Below are 14,012 nucleotides of genomic sequence, written 5' to 3' on the forward strand. Positions count from 1 at the left end.
GGAGTGGACAACCTGTGCGGAACATTGATCACCGCACTGTCACCGTCCGTCCCGAAATCTCCAGGACCTCGTCCGCGAGGTCTTCAACGTCTCCCACCACATGGCTCGTGAAAACGATGGTGGTTCCTCGCGCCTTCTCACGTTTGAGAATTGCCCTGACTTGCTCGGCGCTCTCCGTGTCAAGGGCGTTGAACGGCTCATCGAGAATGAGGACCGATGGTTCCTCCATCAACGCCTGAGCAAGTGCGAGCTTCTGCTTCATTCCCTGCGAGAGATTGCGAGCGCGTAGTCGATGCTGGGGCCGGAGGTCGAGCTGATCGAGGATGGTGCGCACTTCCCGTATCCCGACAACGCCACGAATCCGCGCGAGCTCGAGCAGGTTCTCCTCCGCGGTTCGATGCGGTAGATATGCAGGTCCGTTGATAGTGATTCCGAAACTCGCGGGAAATGTTCGCCGTGAGCTCAGATAAGCGGGGTCTATGTCCACTCGCCCCCGGTCAGGGGCGAGGAAGTGGCACATCAGCTTGAGGAGCACGGACTTCCCCGAGCCGTTCGGCCCCACGAGCGCGTACGAGCCCCCTTCGTTGATATCAAAGTTCACCTTCTCTAGCAGGAGAATGTGCTTGAAAGACTTGCTCACGTCACGGACGGCGATAACTGTCATGTCAACAACTCCCGAAGTTGGTTGGGCCGGACTTTGTACACAAGCGTGAGTGTGAGGACGCAGAGGAAGCTCAACAGAAGAACGCTGCACGTACCCGCCAGTGCGCTCGACCAGCCGAACTCTGCACGCGCAAGACTCGAAGCTGTGAACGGGTTCCAGTCGGTCGGCATCGACACGCAAGACAATCCGACTAGGCCGCCGACCGCGAACAGCTGCCCCTCCGGGGTTGGCCACAGCCCAGTCGGGATCGCATACAGGCTGGCGTAGAGACCGAGTTGCAGGAATCCGTTCACCACGAAGACGTAGCCGTACAGAATCACTAGATCCCAGTCGAGAACGGTCGTCGCCCTTCCCGCCAGGAAGGCGCCTAGAACGAACACGACCCCGAGAAACCCAAGCAGAACGAGCGCTCTCCCAGCAACCTTGCGAAACGTGCGAAACACCCACGAGGTCATAGCTCCGAGCCGGATCAGCTCCATTTCTCGGTAGCCCCGCACGTTGAATGGCTCGGAGGACTTCATCGCGACGGCAAAGCCGACGAGGAGCACACTCGTCCCCAATGCCTGTACGAGGTTCCCGTAACTGCCCGGGAATACTTGGGCCGCGAGGGCCAGAAGGTCGTGCGCTGTGCCGCGGTACGCATAGATCGAGACCAGGACCACCGATCCGGAAGCGGCCAAGTACGGAACCCACAACGTCGCCACCGTTGCGCTCCGACCGGCCAGCCGACGGTCGCGCTCGCGAATCCAGAGATAGCCGACCACTAGTGAACCGACGAGTACCGCGAATGGCACTATCGACTCGGCGGGGCCCCGAAGCACGGACAGCACCCCCAAATACCGAGCCGCGTTCGCAATCGAGCCCTGCGGGATGACGAACCCGGACAACACCGCCCAAAGCCAGACGAGCACAGCGAGGATGCTCGCAGCCAGAAGTCGGGACCGCACGAGACACATCACGTGAATGGACATACGGATTGAGACCAACGTGATGAATACCATCGCCAACTCCGCGAACAACGCGACCAGCGGCCCACTGATTCCGATGCCGAGGAGTGTTTCGCGCACACCGCCGGGAAGCGGCATTTCACTCGCGAGCGGGAGGCCCGATGAACCGAGATAGATGGAGAGGACAATGACCATGGCACCTGTGCCGAACACGGCGGCGGCGGTCCGGAGCGCTGACCACCATGACGCTCGTAGTGACCCAGCGCGTGAGAGCGTATCAATGCCCCTGTTCCTTGAGGAATTCAGAACGGCGAAGATCAACCACGCTGGGAGGACCACCCACGTGAGGAACTGCGGGGAGTACACGACCCCTAGCACGACGTCCCAGAATGTCGGGGCCCCGTAGGCGTCGAGGAAGCCCCGCAATGACGTTGCAAACAGCAGTCCCGCACCGAACAGCGTCGCCATCGGCCACGACAGCAACCATCGCGCAAGAGCAGGACGTTCTCTCACGATGCTCGTTCGAGTTGCGGCAGCTCACGGAGAAGCAGTACGCAGCCCACCCCCAGACCGAGGAGGAGCACCAACTGAGGGGCGGCTGCCACGAGAGTCGGGATCTGCGTCAATCCGAACGGGAACAGGGAGTACATCAGTGCCCCCTGGGGCACACCCAACTGCGCGACGACCACGGTTTCACCGATATAAATCAGGAACGGCGCCAGAAGAGCCAGCGACAGACTGGGTAGGACGAAGAGCGATATCGCGCCCAAAAGGGAATACAGCGCCCCGCCAAGCCCAAGCCACGCACTGTATGCAAGCCCATAGAAGAAGGCACCATTTCTCAAGAGGGAGCTATAGCTCGAATCGATCTGCGCGGCCGCCTCGGCCTGAGTCTGATTCATTCCATACAGTGCCGGATCAAGTCCCGGATTCCCCAATGCGGGCCACACAACAAAGGCGACGGTGAATTGCAGCAGCGAGAAGATAAAGAAGAACGCAAACGCGACCACCGCGCAGGCAAGAAGTTTTGCTCCGACGTACTCGCGGACATCAATGCGAGATCGAGTGTTCGCGAGGTGGCGGTTGTGCACCGAGCGGTAGATCGGAACGCATCCCAGAAGCACTGCAACCAGTGGCGCGATCGGGGTGAGCGGCGTCGTCATCAGCTGCCCGAACAAGGCCATATTGTTCAGGTACGCAGTATTGAACGTCTGCGAGAGCCCGTAGACAACTCCAGCAACGAGCAGCGACACACCGGCCAGGGCGCTCGATGAGCGACTCTTGAGGTCCTCCCGAAACAGTGTTGATACACCCACGTCATTCCTCCCGAGTCACAGGCAATCGTCCCGCTGAAGCGCCGATGTGCTACCAGACCGCGAGCCATCCAACGACGGACACAGAAGCGGTGTTGAAGCTGCTGATCTGCAGCTGGGCTGTCACGTCCGTTCCCGCGACATAGGTCTGCGGCAGTTGGGCCGTCGAGCCATCATCAAGGTTCAAGACCTTGGTGCCACCACCGCAATAGAAGCCCGACAGGCTGCACATCTGCGCGTTCGTCTTGTAAGCGGAACCCACGGTCAATATCTCGATGGATGCCGCGTGGCCGGTAACAGTCTTCGGTTGATTTCCCGTGGTGACACCGCCTTGGAAGACGGGAGCGACCACATTGAACGCCACGAGGATGTTTGATGCGGCCGCGGGCGCGGCAATACCGGCCACAGCCGCGGTCAGGATCACGGCGCTGAGGGTCTTGGCCACCCGACGCCCTCGTCGTGAGTCAGGTAGCGCACCGGCATCAATTCGGAATTTCATTGGGCTTCTCGTTTCACGTTAAGGAACTGCGCCGCACACATTGGTCGAGTAGGACTGACATTGAGTCGCGTCAAACATGACCGGCGCTGTCCGCGTACGCCCATGACACTTCGAAATTGAGATCTTGTCTAGATGCGTTCCGCAATCTGTGGAATATCAGTTCCGACGCATACGCTGTACCCGCCATGAAGCGCATCGGATTCCTCTCCTTCGGCCACTACCAGGCCGTGCCCGGGTCAGTCACCCGCACCGCGGGGGAGTCCCTCCTGCAGCACGTCGAACTCGCCGTGGCTGCCGAGGAGGCCGGAGTCGACGGCGCCTACGTGCGCGTGCACCACTTCGCCAACCAGCTCGCCAGCCCGTTCCCGCTGCTCGCGGCGATGGGCGTGCGCACGAAGACCATCGAGCTGGGCACCGCCGTGATCGACATGCGCTACGAGAACCCCCTCTACATGGCCGAGGACGCCGCGGCGGCAGACCTGCTGAGCGGCGGCAGGCTGCAGCTCGGCCTGAGCCGCGGATCACCCGAGACGGCTCTCAACGGCTATGAGGCGTTCGGCTACGTGCCTGCAGAGGGCCGGGATGCCGCGGACGACGCCCGAGCGAAGACCGAGCTGTTCCGTGCCGCGATCGGCGGCGCGCCCGTCACGCGCACCGCTCGGGGCAACGGCCTGCTGGCCGTGCAGCCCCAGTCACCGGGCCTCTCCGAGCGCATCTGGTGGGGCTCCGGCACCCGTGCGACCGCCCAGTGGACGGGGGAGCAGGGGATGAACCTGATGAGCTCGACGCTGCTCACGGAGGACACCGGCGTGCCGTTCGACGAGCTTCAGGCGGAGCAGATCGAGATCTTCCGCACCGCCTGGCGCGAGGCCGGCCATGAGGGCGTGCCCCGTGTATCGGTGAGCCGGAGCATCCTGCCGATCACCGACGACATGGACCGCCGCTACTTCGGCGGCGAGCGTAACAGCGAGGACCAGGTCGGCTACCTCGACGGCGGTCTGGCGCGCTTCGGCAAGAGCTACGTGGGCGAGCCCGACGAGATCGTCGAGCAGCTGCGGACGGATGCCGCGGTGCAGGCGGCCGACACCGTGCTCGTGACCATCCCGAACCAGCTGGGCGTCGACTACAACGCGAAGCTGCTCGGCACGATCGTGCACGACGTTGCGAAGCCCCTGGGCTGGCGCGACTGACTCACAGCTCCAAGGTCGTGTAGATACTGTCGCCGTGCACGGGATCGTGGTCCACACGGTCGGTCTCGACGAAGCCGAGCTTGGCGAGCACCCGACGCGACGCGGTGTTCCAGTCACGCACCGTCGCCCACAGGCGTCCGTAGCCGGACTCACGGGCCCACACGATCACGGCTTCGGCAGCCTCGGTGGCGTAGCCGTGGCCCCACGCACGACGGAGGAACTCGTACGCGATCTCCGGCTCGTCGGGCTGTCCGTGGGCGTTGTCAATGAGCCCGCAGTAGCCGATCACGTCGCCAGCAGCCGACACCATGAGCAGGCCCGGCTCGGCGGCCGCACGGATTCGCTCCTCAAGCTCGGCCCGCGTGGGGTGGCCGTCCGCGTCAATGCGGCGGTGCGCGGGTACACGAGGGTCGCGCTCAGTCCAGAGTTCTCGCTGCACAGAGGCATCGGAGACGCGGACTGTGCGCAAGATCAACCGCTCCGTGATCAACTCCGTCGCCATGCTCCGACGCTAGCTGACCTAGGCTCGGGGGCGTGAGACGACTACTGGGCCCCGTACTCCTGCTCGTGCTCGCGTTCCTGGCGGTTCCGGCCGCCGCGCACGCCGACACCTCGGACTTCACGTTCGACTCCTACCACGCCGACTACACGCTGACGCGGGCCGCCGACGGCACGTCCCAGCTGGCGGTCGTGGAGACGCTCGTGGCGGTGTTCCCTGATTTCGATCAGAACCGGGGGATCATTCGCGCCATCCCCAACGACTACGACGGGGTCGACCTGAACACCCGGGTGAGCTCGGTAGTCGACGAGAACGGCGCGCCGGTCGTGTACGAGCTGTACGCCGACGGCGACTTCCTCGACGTCTCGCTCGGCACTGACGAGTTCGTGCACGGCACGACCACCTACGTCATCACCTACACGCAGGAGAACGTCGTCCGGCACTTCGACGACACGAACTCCGACGAGTTCTACTGGGACCTCAACGGCACCGGGTGGGACCAGCCGTTCGGCACCGTGTCGGGCGTCCTGCACGTCGACCCCTCGCTCGAGTCATCGCTGTCCGGTAACAACGCCTGCTACACCGGCCCGCAGGATTCGACGGACACCTGCCCCGTCACTGCGGAGTCGCCGAACTTCTCGGTGTCGGTCGACAACGTCGGCGCGCGCGAGAACGTCACACTCGTCGTCGGCTTCGAGAGCGGGACGTTCGTGGCGCCCGTTCCCACTCGCGGAGTGGTCCAGCCCATCCCGTGGTACGTGGACCTGATCTCCGGCGCTCTCGGGGTGCTCGGCCTCGGAACACTCGGGGCCGCGATCGCGGCCCGCGTCCGGTCGGGCAGGGGAGCCGCCGGCCGCGGCACGGTCATCGCCCAGTACTCGGAGCCGGAGGGTATCACGATTCTGCAGTCCGCCTACCTCGAGTCGCGCGGAACTGCAGCGATCCCGGCCGCCCTCGTGCGGCTGGCGGTGCGCAAGAACATCCGGATCCTCGCCTACGCGGTGGAGGGCACCGACGAGCCGTACTCCCTCCAGTACCTCGGCTCGGACGGCGCCAATGCCGAGGACCAGGCGATCCTCGCCATCCTCTTCGGCGAGAGCCCGGAGGCGGGTGTGACGACGCCGTTCGGGGAGTCGCAGCAGTCCGAGGCGCAGGAGCTGTCCGCGCTCGGAACGAAGGCCAACGACTCCCTGGAGAGCGCGGGGTTCAAGGAGCGCCCGCCGGGGCGGGGAGTCGGCATCGCCCTCGTGGGGGTCCAGATCGTGCTCGGCCTCCTTGCCATCGGCACGCTGGTCGTCTCCGCGGGCACCTTCAACAACGTGAGCAGCTTCCTGTGGCCGACAGTCCTGGTGGGCACCGTGGCGTTCATCGCCACCGCCGTGCTCTCGCGACGGCCGCTGCGGTTCACGGCGAAGGGCGCCGAGGCGCACGAGTACCTCCTCGGCATGCGGCTCTACCTCACCGTGGCGGAGGAGGAGCGCCTGAAGTTTCTGCAGAGCCCGACGGGCGCCGACCGCATCGACGTCGGCAACAACCAGGAGATGATCAAGCTCTACGAGAAGCTCCTGCCCTGGGCCGTGCTCTGGGGCGTCGAGGACCAGTGGTCGAAGGAGCTCGCCGTGCGGATCGAGGCCGATCCGACACAGCAGCCGGACTGGTTCGTGGGCCAGACCGCCTTCAACTCCGCAGTGTTCTCGAACGCCATCGGCGGCTTCCAGACCACGATCAACCCGCCGGTCTCCGGCAGCGGCACGAGCTGGTCGAGCAGCGGCAGCAGCTTCGGATCCACCTTCAGCGGCGGCTCGTTCGGTGGGGGCTTCTCCGGCGGGGGCGGCGGCGGGGGCGGCGGCGGCGGGCGCTAGTCCGCCGCTTCGGCGAGGGTCTCGCCGGTCGGGTCCTCGGCCGTGGCATCCGCCAGTTGTGCACCGCCCACGGGCGTGCCCTGCCAGCTGACCAGTGTCCAGCCGTCCTGGGGAGAGCCGTCGAGCTCGATCACGCCCGTGTTGTCGATGTCGTGCTCGCCCGCGTACATCGGCGGCACGTTCGTCGCGCGACCGGCGACCCACACCCGGATCGCGGCACCGTGGCTCACGACCACGGCGTTCCCATGCGCCGCCGCCACTGTCGCAATGTCCGCGTCGAACCGCTCGAAGAACTCGTGGCCGTCGGTGCCCCCGGGCATCGCGGGGGAGAGGTCGCCCGATCCCCAGGCGAAGGCCGTCTCCAGGTAGGTGCGCACGCTAGCGCGGTCGCGCAGGTCCTCGAGGTCGCCGGCCTCGATCTCATGGATGCCCTGCAGCACTCGCACGTCGAGCCCGCGGTCCTCGGCCAGAGGGCGGGCGGTGAGCTGTGTGCGCACCAGCACACTCGCATACAGGCCGTCCACGGCTGTGCCACGGAGGGCGCGGGGGATCATGACGGCCTGCCGCTCTCCGAGCGTGGTGAGCCCGGGGCCGGGGGCCGCGGTACTGAGCCGCCCGTCGACATTCGCGGGAGTCTGACCGTGGCGGATGAGAAGGAGGCGCACCCCCCAAGCCTAGGTCGGCCCGGTGAACGTCCGGGGAACGGCCGTTGCTCAGGCCTTGTCGGCGAGAGTCTCCTCAATCAGGGAGACGATCTCGGGGGCATCCGGCTCGGTCTTCGGGCGGAAGCGGTGCACGACGCCGTTGGCGATCACGAACTTCTCGAAGTTCCACTGCACCTTGCCGGCCTTGCCCGAGGCGTCCTCGGTCTTGGTGAGCTCCTTGTACAGCGGGTGGGCGTTCTTGCCGTTCACCTTGACCTTGTCGAACATCGGGAAAGTGACACCCCACGTCAGGGAGCAGTACTCCTTGATGGCGTCGGTGCTTCCGAGCTCCTGCAGGAACTGGTTGCTCGGGAAGCCGAGCACGGTGAAGCCGCGGTCGCCGTAGGTCTTCTGCAGCTCCTCGAGCTTCTCGTACTGCGGCGCGAGGCCGCAGCGGGAGGCGACGTTCACAATGAGGACGACCTTGTCGTCGAAGTCGGCGAGGGAGGTCTTGGCTCCGTCGATGGTGGTGAGGGGGATCTCAGAAATAGTGGTCACGTCCACAACATATGCCCGCAATGCCGGGAATATGATCGGAATGTCGATCAAAGGAGATCACGTGTTCCGCAGTCCGTTCCCCGACGAGACCATTCCGAACCTCAGCGTCTACGACTTCCTGTTCGCGGATCTCAGCCCAGAGGATGCCGATCGCGTCGCGCTCGTCGACGGGCCGTCCGGCGCGGAGACCACCTACGCCCAGCTCGTGGGCCAGATCAACGGCGTCGCGGGAGCGCTTGCCGCGCGCGGCGCGAGCGTGGGAACAGTGATCGGGATGCTCTGCCCGAACGTCCCCGTCTTCGCGAGCGTCTTCCACGGCATCCTGCGCGCCGGTGCAACGGCCACGACGATCAACTCGCTCTACACGCCCGAGGAGATCGCGAGCCAGCTGCGGGACTCCGGCGCCGAGTTCCTGTTCACCGTGTCGCCGCTACTGCCGCAGGTCCTCGAGGCCGCGGGCGCTGTCGGCATCGACGCAGACCACCTCATCGTCATCGACGGGGCGGAGGGGCATCCCTCGCTCAAAGACCTGCTCACCCAGCAGGCGCCTGCGCCGGAGGTGGCCTTCGATCCTGCCACCCACCTCGCCGTGCTGCCGTACTCGTCCGGCACGACGGGCCTCGCCAAGGGCGTCAAGCTCAGCCACACCAACCTGGTCGCGAACGTCGTGCAGTGCAGGCCCGTGCTCGACGTCGAGCGCGACGACCGGGTGCTGGCGCTGCTGCCGTTCTTCCACATCTACGGGATGACCGTGCTCCTCAACATCGCCCTGAGCCGCCGCGCGCGCCTGGTGACGATGCCCAAGTTCGACCTGCCCGAGTTCCTCCGCATCATCCAGGATCACGGCTGCACCTACCTGTTCATCGCGCCGCCCATCGCCGTCGCCCTCGCGAAGCACCCCCTTGTCGACCAGTACGACCTGTCGTCGGTGCGCGCAATCCTGTCGGGGGCCGCGCCGTTCGACACGGCCCTGGCGAACGCGGTTGCCGCGCGCCTCAGCACGCGAGTGCGCCAGGGCTACGGCATGACCGAGATGAGCCCGGTCTCGCACGTGATCCCGCCGGAGCGCGACGACATCCCGCTGGGCTCGATCGGCGTACCGGTCGCCAACGTCGAGTGCCGCATCGTCGATGTCGAGACGGGTGAGGATGCCGCGACAGACGCGCCCGGCGAGCTCCTGGTGCGCGGTCCGAACATCATGCTCGGGTACCTCGGACGGGACGACGCGACGCGCGACACCCTCGACGCGGACGGGTTCCTCCACACGGGCGATATCGCCCGTGTCGATGCCGACGGTGTCTTCTGGATCGTGGACCGGCTCAAGGAGCTCATCAAGTACAAGGGCTACCAGGTGGCGCCGGCCGAGCTCGAGGCGCTCCTGCTCACCCACCCCCTCATCGCTGACGCCGCGGTGGTGGGCGCGCCCGACGCCGACGGCCAGGAGGTGCCGAAGGCCTTCGTGGTGCGGGTCGCCGACGCCGACCTCGACGAGGAGGTCGTGATGGCCTTCGTCGCCGAGCGCGTTGCGCCGCACAAGAAGGTGCGCCAGGTCGCGTTCATCGAGGCGGTGCCCAAGTCGAGCTCCGGCAAGATCCTGAGGAAGGACCTGAAGGGCAAATAGCCCTCAGCGAGCGTCGTCTATTCTTGCGGGGTGCCCGACAGTCCGCTCTCCGCGAGCCCGTACGAGATCCTCGGGGTTCCGGCGTCGGCCACCGACGACGAGCTGCGACGCGCGTTCCGGAAGGCGCTGCGCGAGACGCACCCCGACACCGGCGGCGACCCGCAGCGCTTCAACGCGGTTCAGCTCGCGTGGGACCGCGTGAGCACCCCCGCGAGGCGCGCCGCGTACGACGCCGGCCGCGGAGCAACGCAGGACCGCGCGGCGTTCACCGCCCAGGCCGCCCGGCCGCGGCAGGACACCCGCCCGAGCACGCGCTCGTACGGGCATCCCGGCGGATGGAGGCGTGAGCGGTACCTCGACCAACTGCGCGAGTGGGTCGGCCGTGGTGTTGCCGTCGACGACCCGTACGACCCCGTGCTCGTGCGCAGCGCACCGCGCGAGATCAGGCACACGCTCGCCGACGCCCTCGCCGAGGAGTCGACGGCGCGCACCATCAACACTCTCGGCATCGGATTCACGGTCTGGCACGACGTGGCCGTCGGCGACTCCGAGCGCAAGATCGACCACATCGTGCTCGGGCCGACCGGGCTCTACGCGATGCTCTCCGAGGACTTCGGCGGGCCCGTTCGCGTGCGCAAGAGCGAGCTCATCGGCGAGTCGCTCGCGGGGGAGCAGCCGGTCCACGAGCTCGCCGCCCGTGCCAAGTCGCTCGCTCGGGAGCTGCGGGTCACCTTCACGGGGCTTGTGATCGTCCTCCCGGACGGCGCGATCGACGAGCCCGTCACCAGCCTGGGCAAAGTCCGCGGCACCCCCGCGGTCGCCGTGGCCCAGTCGTACCTGGCGATGCTGCTCCGACAGGGGATCGAGGGCGCGCAGCCGATCGGGGGCAACGAGCTGTTCGACATCCGCACGCGGTTGGGAAGAGTCCGCTACGCCTGATGGTTCACTGGAATCATGAGCACCGTCATCCCTGAGCACCTCGTCCCTCTTCTCGAAGACCCGAACTACGCCTACCTCGGCACGATTCGGCCGGATGACACGGTGCAGGTCAACCCCATGTGGTTCCTGTACGACGGCGAGACGATTCGCTTCACCCACACGACGAAGCGCGCGAAGTACCGCAATCTCATGCACAACCCGTCGATGAGCCTCGCGATCATCGACCCCGAGAACCCGTTCCACTACCTCGAGGTGCGCGGCCGGCTCATCGAGGTGATCCCCGACCCGGAGGGGGAGTTCTACGTCGTGCTCGGCAAGCGCTACGGCAACCCGGCCCAGCAGCCGCCCAAGGACAGCCCCGACCGGGTGGTGCTCGTGATGAGCATCGAGAGCACGACCACCCAGTAGCGTCGGACCATGGACTTCGAGGAACAGCTCGCGGCGGGCCAGGCCGTCGACGTCGATGGCTGGGACTTCTCCTGGTTCGAGGGCCACGCGACCGAGGAGCGCCCGTCGTGGGGCTACTCGGGCCGCGTCACCTCGGCTCTCGGCACCGCAACGGCCAGTCTCGACATCGAGACGGGAGGCGGGGAGGTCTACTCCCGCGCTCTCCGAGCGGCAGCGCGCCTGCCGGGGCGGATCGCCGCGACCGAGTCGTGGCCGCCGAACCTCGCGATCGCGCGCCGGAACCTCGAGCCGCTCGGCGCGACTGTGGCGCACGTGGCCGATGAGGCGCCGCTGCCGTTCGAGGACAGGGCGTTCAACCTGGTCGTCTCGCGGCTCCCCGAGGTCACCCCGTGGGCGGAGATCTCCCGGGTGCTCGCGCACGGCGGCACCTTCCTCACGCAGCAGGTGGTGCACGGCACCAACCGCGAGCTGTACGAGTTCATGATGGGGCCGCAGCCGGTCGACCCGGTTCCCGCCACCGAGCGCCTGCGCGCCGGAGCCGAAGGGGCCGGGCTCGAGGTGCTCGACGTGCGGCAGGAGTCGCTGCGGGTCGAGTTCTTCGACGTGACCTCGGTCGTCGTGTTCCTGCGCAAGGTGATCTGGACCGTTCCCGACTTCAGCGTCGAGAAGTACCGCGACCGGCTGAGCGCGCTCTACGACCACATCGCCGAGCACGGCTCGTTCCTCTCCCAATCGCGCCGCGCACTCCTCGTGGCCCGCAAGCCGTGATCCCTCCCCGCGAGCGCCGGTACACCGGTCCCGACGATGTCGAGGTCGCGCTGCCGAAGGGCGACGTGACAGACGGCGTCGTGCGGGTCGGGGGCACCGTGCGGCGTCCGCACCAGGAGCAGTCCTGGGCGGTCGCCGCCTACCTCGACCACCTCGAGTCCGCGGGGTTCGACGGCAGCCCGCGGTTCCTCGGCCTCGACGGCCAGGGGCGCGACGTGCTCACGTTCCTCGACGGCGATGTCCCCGGGGACGACCTGCCCGAGTGGGCTCTCACGGACGCCCTCCTGGCATCCGTCGGCCGCCTGGTGCGGCGGCTCCACGAGGCATCCGCCGGGTATGTGCCCGTGGAGCCGTTCCCGCCGCAGTCCGTCGCGCAGGACGAGTTCGAGCTCGTCAGCCACCTCGACGTGACTCCGCAGAACACGGTGGTGCGCGGCGGTGAGGCGGTCGGTGTCGTCGACTTCGACCTCGCAGGCCCGACGACCCGGCTCATCGACTCGTTCAACACCGCCATGCACTGGGTGCCGCTGCGCGCTCCGGAGGACCTCCGCCAGGAGGTCGACCAACTAGCGCGGCTCCGCGTGTTCGCCGACGCCTACGGCTGGACGGCCGAGGAGCGCCGGGGGATCGCCGAATTCGGCGCCCGGCGGGCCGACCTGAGCTACCGGCGGATGAAGCTGCGCGCCGAGACGCTCGGCGGCGGCTGGGAGCGGATGTGGCGCGAGGGCGTCGGCGATGTCATCCGGCGACGCGGGGAGTGGCTCCGGGCGAGCGCGGACGACATCGAGAGGGCACTCGGCGAGGGCCGCCCTGTCCGCACGTAGGATCGGCAGATGACCGAGTGGCTCGACGACGCGCAGCAGGCGGCGTGGCGCAAGCTCATCGAGGTCGTCGAGCTGCTGCCCGGCGCGCTCGACTCGCAGCTGCGGCGGGATGCCGAACTCAGCCACTTCGACTACTTCACCCTCGCCATGCTCTCCGAGGCGCCCGGGCGCACCCTGCGGATGACCGCCCTCGCCGAACTGACGAACGCCTCGCTGCCGAGGCTCTCCCACGTCGCATCCCGCCTCGAGGCACGCGGGTACCTCGAGCGGTCCCAGTGCCCGGACGACCGGCGCGCCACTGTCGCCACCCTCACCGAGTCGGGCTGGCAGAAGGTCGTCGCTACGGCGCCCGGCCACGTCGCGACAGTGCGCGACCTGGTGTTCGAGAACCTGGACGTGTCGGACGTCGCCGATCTCGACCGCATCATGGCGAAGATCCTCGAGCGGCTCGGACGTTAGTTCACCCGCTGTTCGCCGGGACATGCGGCAAGGTTGGGCCTGTCGTATCCGGCGATGACATCGAATACCACTCAGGGCACTTAGGCTGGTGTCTTCGTTCGGGAAGGTACGCAGGTCATTGATCAGAGTCATCAGCTACAACCTCCGCAAGAACCGCGCCATGAAGGAGCTCGTCGAACTGGCGAAGACTCCCGATCTGGATGCGCTCTGCCTGCAGGAGTGCATCGCGGCTGAGCTTCCGCCCGAGATCGGCGACCTGCACCTCGCCGACGCGACGAAGAGCAACCGTCTCGGGCTCGCCGTGTACTACCGCCGCGACCGCTACGAGCAGGTCGCGAGCCAGTCGTTCGAGCTGAAGAAGTCGCTCCACGACCTGATCTTCTCGCCCACCCCTGAGCGCCTCGTCGGGGCGAAGCTGGTCGACCGCGAGTCGGGCCACGAGCTCGTCCTGGCCTCCTTCCACGCAGCCCCGTTGACCGCGCTCAACTCGCTGCGGCGCAAGCAGATCAAGGCCGCCCACGAGCTGCTCCAAGAGCTCGGCTCCGGCGTGCCGATCATCATGGTCGGCGACTACAACTACCCGCTCTTCCAGGACGGGCTCTCCGACAAGGTGGCCAAGTCCGGCTACGACCTGACGCTGAGCGACCGCCGCACCTACACGGCGTACAAGTTCTTCCGCGGTCACTTCGACTTCGTGACGTCGCAGGGCTTCACCATCGAGAACGTCGAGACGATGCCGCGCGGGTCGTCCGACCACATCCCGATCCTCGTCACCGCCGCGTACGGCACGCCTGCCGACAAGGATGCCGCGGCCTGA

16 protein-coding genes are annotated in these 14,012 nt (G+C 66.8%); 9 read left to right on the forward strand and 7 right to left on the reverse strand.

All coding sequences use genetic code 11. The features are described from left to right. Positions 1 to 28: 28 nt before the first annotated feature. Genes AC1RTC_RS04140 through AC1RTC_RS04155 form a run of 4 tightly spaced genes read right to left on the reverse strand, consistent with a single transcriptional unit; the run spans position 29 to position 3,369 of the window. Positions 29 to 664: an ABC transporter ATP-binding protein gene (locus AC1RTC_RS04140; RefSeq protein ID WP_493154185.1), complete on the reverse strand. Its 636-nt coding sequence runs from the start codon at positions 662 to 664 to the stop codon at positions 29 to 31. Then, positions 661 to 2,079: a hypothetical protein gene (locus AC1RTC_RS04145; protein ID WP_493154186.1), complete on the reverse strand. Its 1,419-nt coding sequence runs from the start codon at positions 2,077 to 2,079 to the stop codon at positions 661 to 663. The genes AC1RTC_RS04140 and AC1RTC_RS04145 overlap by 4 nt, the downstream gene beginning before the upstream one ends. Before the next feature lie 41 nt (positions 2,080 to 2,120). After that, complete coding sequence (locus tag AC1RTC_RS04150) at positions 2,121 to 2,927, reverse strand: hypothetical protein (protein ID WP_493154187.1); 807 nt, start codon at positions 2,925 to 2,927, stop codon at positions 2,121 to 2,123. Between the two features lie 49 nt (positions 2,928 to 2,976). Beyond that, a complete protein-coding gene (locus tag AC1RTC_RS04155) occupies positions 2,977 to 3,369 on the reverse strand; it encodes a hypothetical protein (RefSeq protein WP_493154188.1) in 393 nt (130 codons plus the stop codon). 239 nt (positions 3,370 to 3,608) lie between these two features. Between AC1RTC_RS04155 and AC1RTC_RS04160 the strand changes: the two genes are divergently transcribed. After that, positions 3,609 to 4,613 carry an LLM class flavin-dependent oxidoreductase gene (locus AC1RTC_RS04160; RefSeq protein WP_493154189.1) on the forward strand — a complete coding sequence of 335 codons (1,005 nt, stop codon included), beginning with the start codon at positions 3,609 to 3,611 and terminating at the stop codon, positions 4,611 to 4,613. Between the two features lies 1 nt (position 4,614). On the opposite strand, the gene AC1RTC_RS04165 is transcribed toward AC1RTC_RS04160, so the two are convergent. Then, a complete protein-coding gene (locus AC1RTC_RS04165) occupies positions 4,615 to 5,115 on the reverse strand; it encodes a GNAT family N-acetyltransferase (RefSeq protein WP_493154190.1) in 501 nt (166 codons plus the stop codon). Positions 5,116 to 5,147: 32 nt separating this feature from the next. On the opposite strand from AC1RTC_RS04165, the gene AC1RTC_RS04170 reads away from it, so the two are divergent. Beyond that, the gene (locus AC1RTC_RS04170) at positions 5,148 to 6,974 is read left to right on the forward strand and encodes a DUF2207 domain-containing protein (protein ID WP_493154191.1); all 1,827 of its coding nucleotides are present in this window, start codon (positions 5,148 to 5,150) and stop codon (positions 6,972 to 6,974) included. Here the strand turns inward: AC1RTC_RS04170 and AC1RTC_RS04175 are convergent. Together AC1RTC_RS04175 and AC1RTC_RS04180 are read right to left on the reverse strand one after the other, a co-directional pair. Further along, positions 6,971 to 7,639 (reverse strand): histidine phosphatase family protein, encoded by a 669-nt coding sequence (locus tag AC1RTC_RS04175; protein ID WP_493154192.1) that lies wholly within the window; start codon positions 7,637 to 7,639, stop codon positions 6,971 to 6,973. The genes AC1RTC_RS04170 and AC1RTC_RS04175 overlap by 4 nt on opposite strands. A gap of 48 nt (positions 7,640 to 7,687) precedes the next feature. Continuing rightward, positions 7,688 to 8,176, reverse strand: a complete 489-nt coding sequence (locus AC1RTC_RS04180) for a glutathione peroxidase (RefSeq protein ID WP_493154193.1) — start codon at positions 8,174 to 8,176, stop codon at positions 7,688 to 7,690. Between the two features lie 61 nt (positions 8,177 to 8,237). Here AC1RTC_RS04180 and AC1RTC_RS04185 point away from each other — a divergent pair, with 61 nt between their 5' ends. The 7 genes from AC1RTC_RS04185 (at position 8,238) to AC1RTC_RS04215 (ending at position 14,012) form a co-directional block, all read left to right on the forward strand. After that, entirely contained in the window at positions 8,238 to 9,797 is a 1,560-nt protein-coding gene (locus tag AC1RTC_RS04185) for an AMP-binding protein (protein WP_493154194.1), read from the forward strand. Between the two features lie 30 nt (positions 9,798 to 9,827). After that, positions 9,828 to 10,736: a J domain-containing protein gene (locus AC1RTC_RS04190; RefSeq protein WP_493154195.1), complete on the forward strand. Its 909-nt coding sequence runs from the start codon at positions 9,828 to 9,830 to the stop codon at positions 10,734 to 10,736. Between the two features lie 15 nt (positions 10,737 to 10,751). After that, complete coding sequence (locus tag AC1RTC_RS04195; protein WP_493154196.1) at positions 10,752 to 11,144, forward strand: PPOX class F420-dependent oxidoreductase; 393 nt, start codon at positions 10,752 to 10,754, stop codon at positions 11,142 to 11,144. A 9-nt stretch (positions 11,145 to 11,153) separates the two neighbouring features. Further along, positions 11,154 to 11,912, forward strand: coding sequence for a class I SAM-dependent methyltransferase (locus AC1RTC_RS04200; protein WP_493154197.1), 759 nt, complete (start codon positions 11,154 to 11,156; stop codon positions 11,910 to 11,912). Beyond that, positions 11,909 to 12,736, forward strand: a complete 828-nt coding sequence (locus tag AC1RTC_RS04205; RefSeq protein WP_493154198.1) for a phosphotransferase — start codon at positions 11,909 to 11,911, stop codon at positions 12,734 to 12,736. Before AC1RTC_RS04200 ends, AC1RTC_RS04205 begins: the two co-directional genes overlap by 4 nt. 9 nt (positions 12,737 to 12,745) lie before the next feature. After that, entirely contained in the window at positions 12,746 to 13,195 is a 450-nt protein-coding gene (locus AC1RTC_RS04210) for a MarR family winged helix-turn-helix transcriptional regulator (protein WP_493154199.1), read from the forward strand. Positions 13,196 to 13,316: 121 nt separating this feature from the next. Beyond that, positions 13,317 to 14,012 carry an endonuclease/exonuclease/phosphatase family protein gene (locus tag AC1RTC_RS04215; protein ID WP_493154283.1) on the forward strand — a complete coding sequence of 232 codons (696 nt, stop codon included), beginning with the start codon at positions 13,317 to 13,319 and terminating at the stop codon, positions 14,010 to 14,012.

The sequence above is a fragment of the Rhodoglobus sp. GW821-FHT12B09 genome (assembly GCF_058809925.1).

Excerpts from the sequence above, each read along its gene's own strand:
- AC1RTC_RS04140 (WP_493154185.1), bottom strand. The coding sequence starts at position 664 with ATGACAGTTATCGCCGTCCGTGACGTGAGCAAGTCTTTCAAGCACATT.
- AC1RTC_RS04145 (WP_493154186.1), bottom strand. The coding sequence starts at position 2,079 with ATGGCGACGCTGTTCGGTGCGGGACTGCTGTTTGCAACGTCATTGCGG.
- AC1RTC_RS04160 (WP_493154189.1), top strand. The coding sequence starts at position 3,609 with ATGAAGCGCATCGGATTCCTCTCCTTCGGCCACTACCAGGCCGTGCCC.
- AC1RTC_RS04165 (WP_493154190.1), bottom strand. The coding sequence starts at position 5,115 with ATGGCGACGGAGTTGATCACGGAGCGGTTGATCTTGCGCACAGTCCGC.
- AC1RTC_RS04195 (WP_493154196.1), top strand. The coding sequence starts at position 10,752 with ATGAGCACCGTCATCCCTGAGCACCTCGTCCCTCTTCTCGAAGACCCG.
- AC1RTC_RS04200 (WP_493154197.1), top strand. The coding sequence starts at position 11,154 with ATGGACTTCGAGGAACAGCTCGCGGCGGGCCAGGCCGTCGACGTCGAT.
- AC1RTC_RS04210 (WP_493154199.1), top strand. The coding sequence starts at position 12,746 with ATGACCGAGTGGCTCGACGACGCGCAGCAGGCGGCGTGGCGCAAGCTC.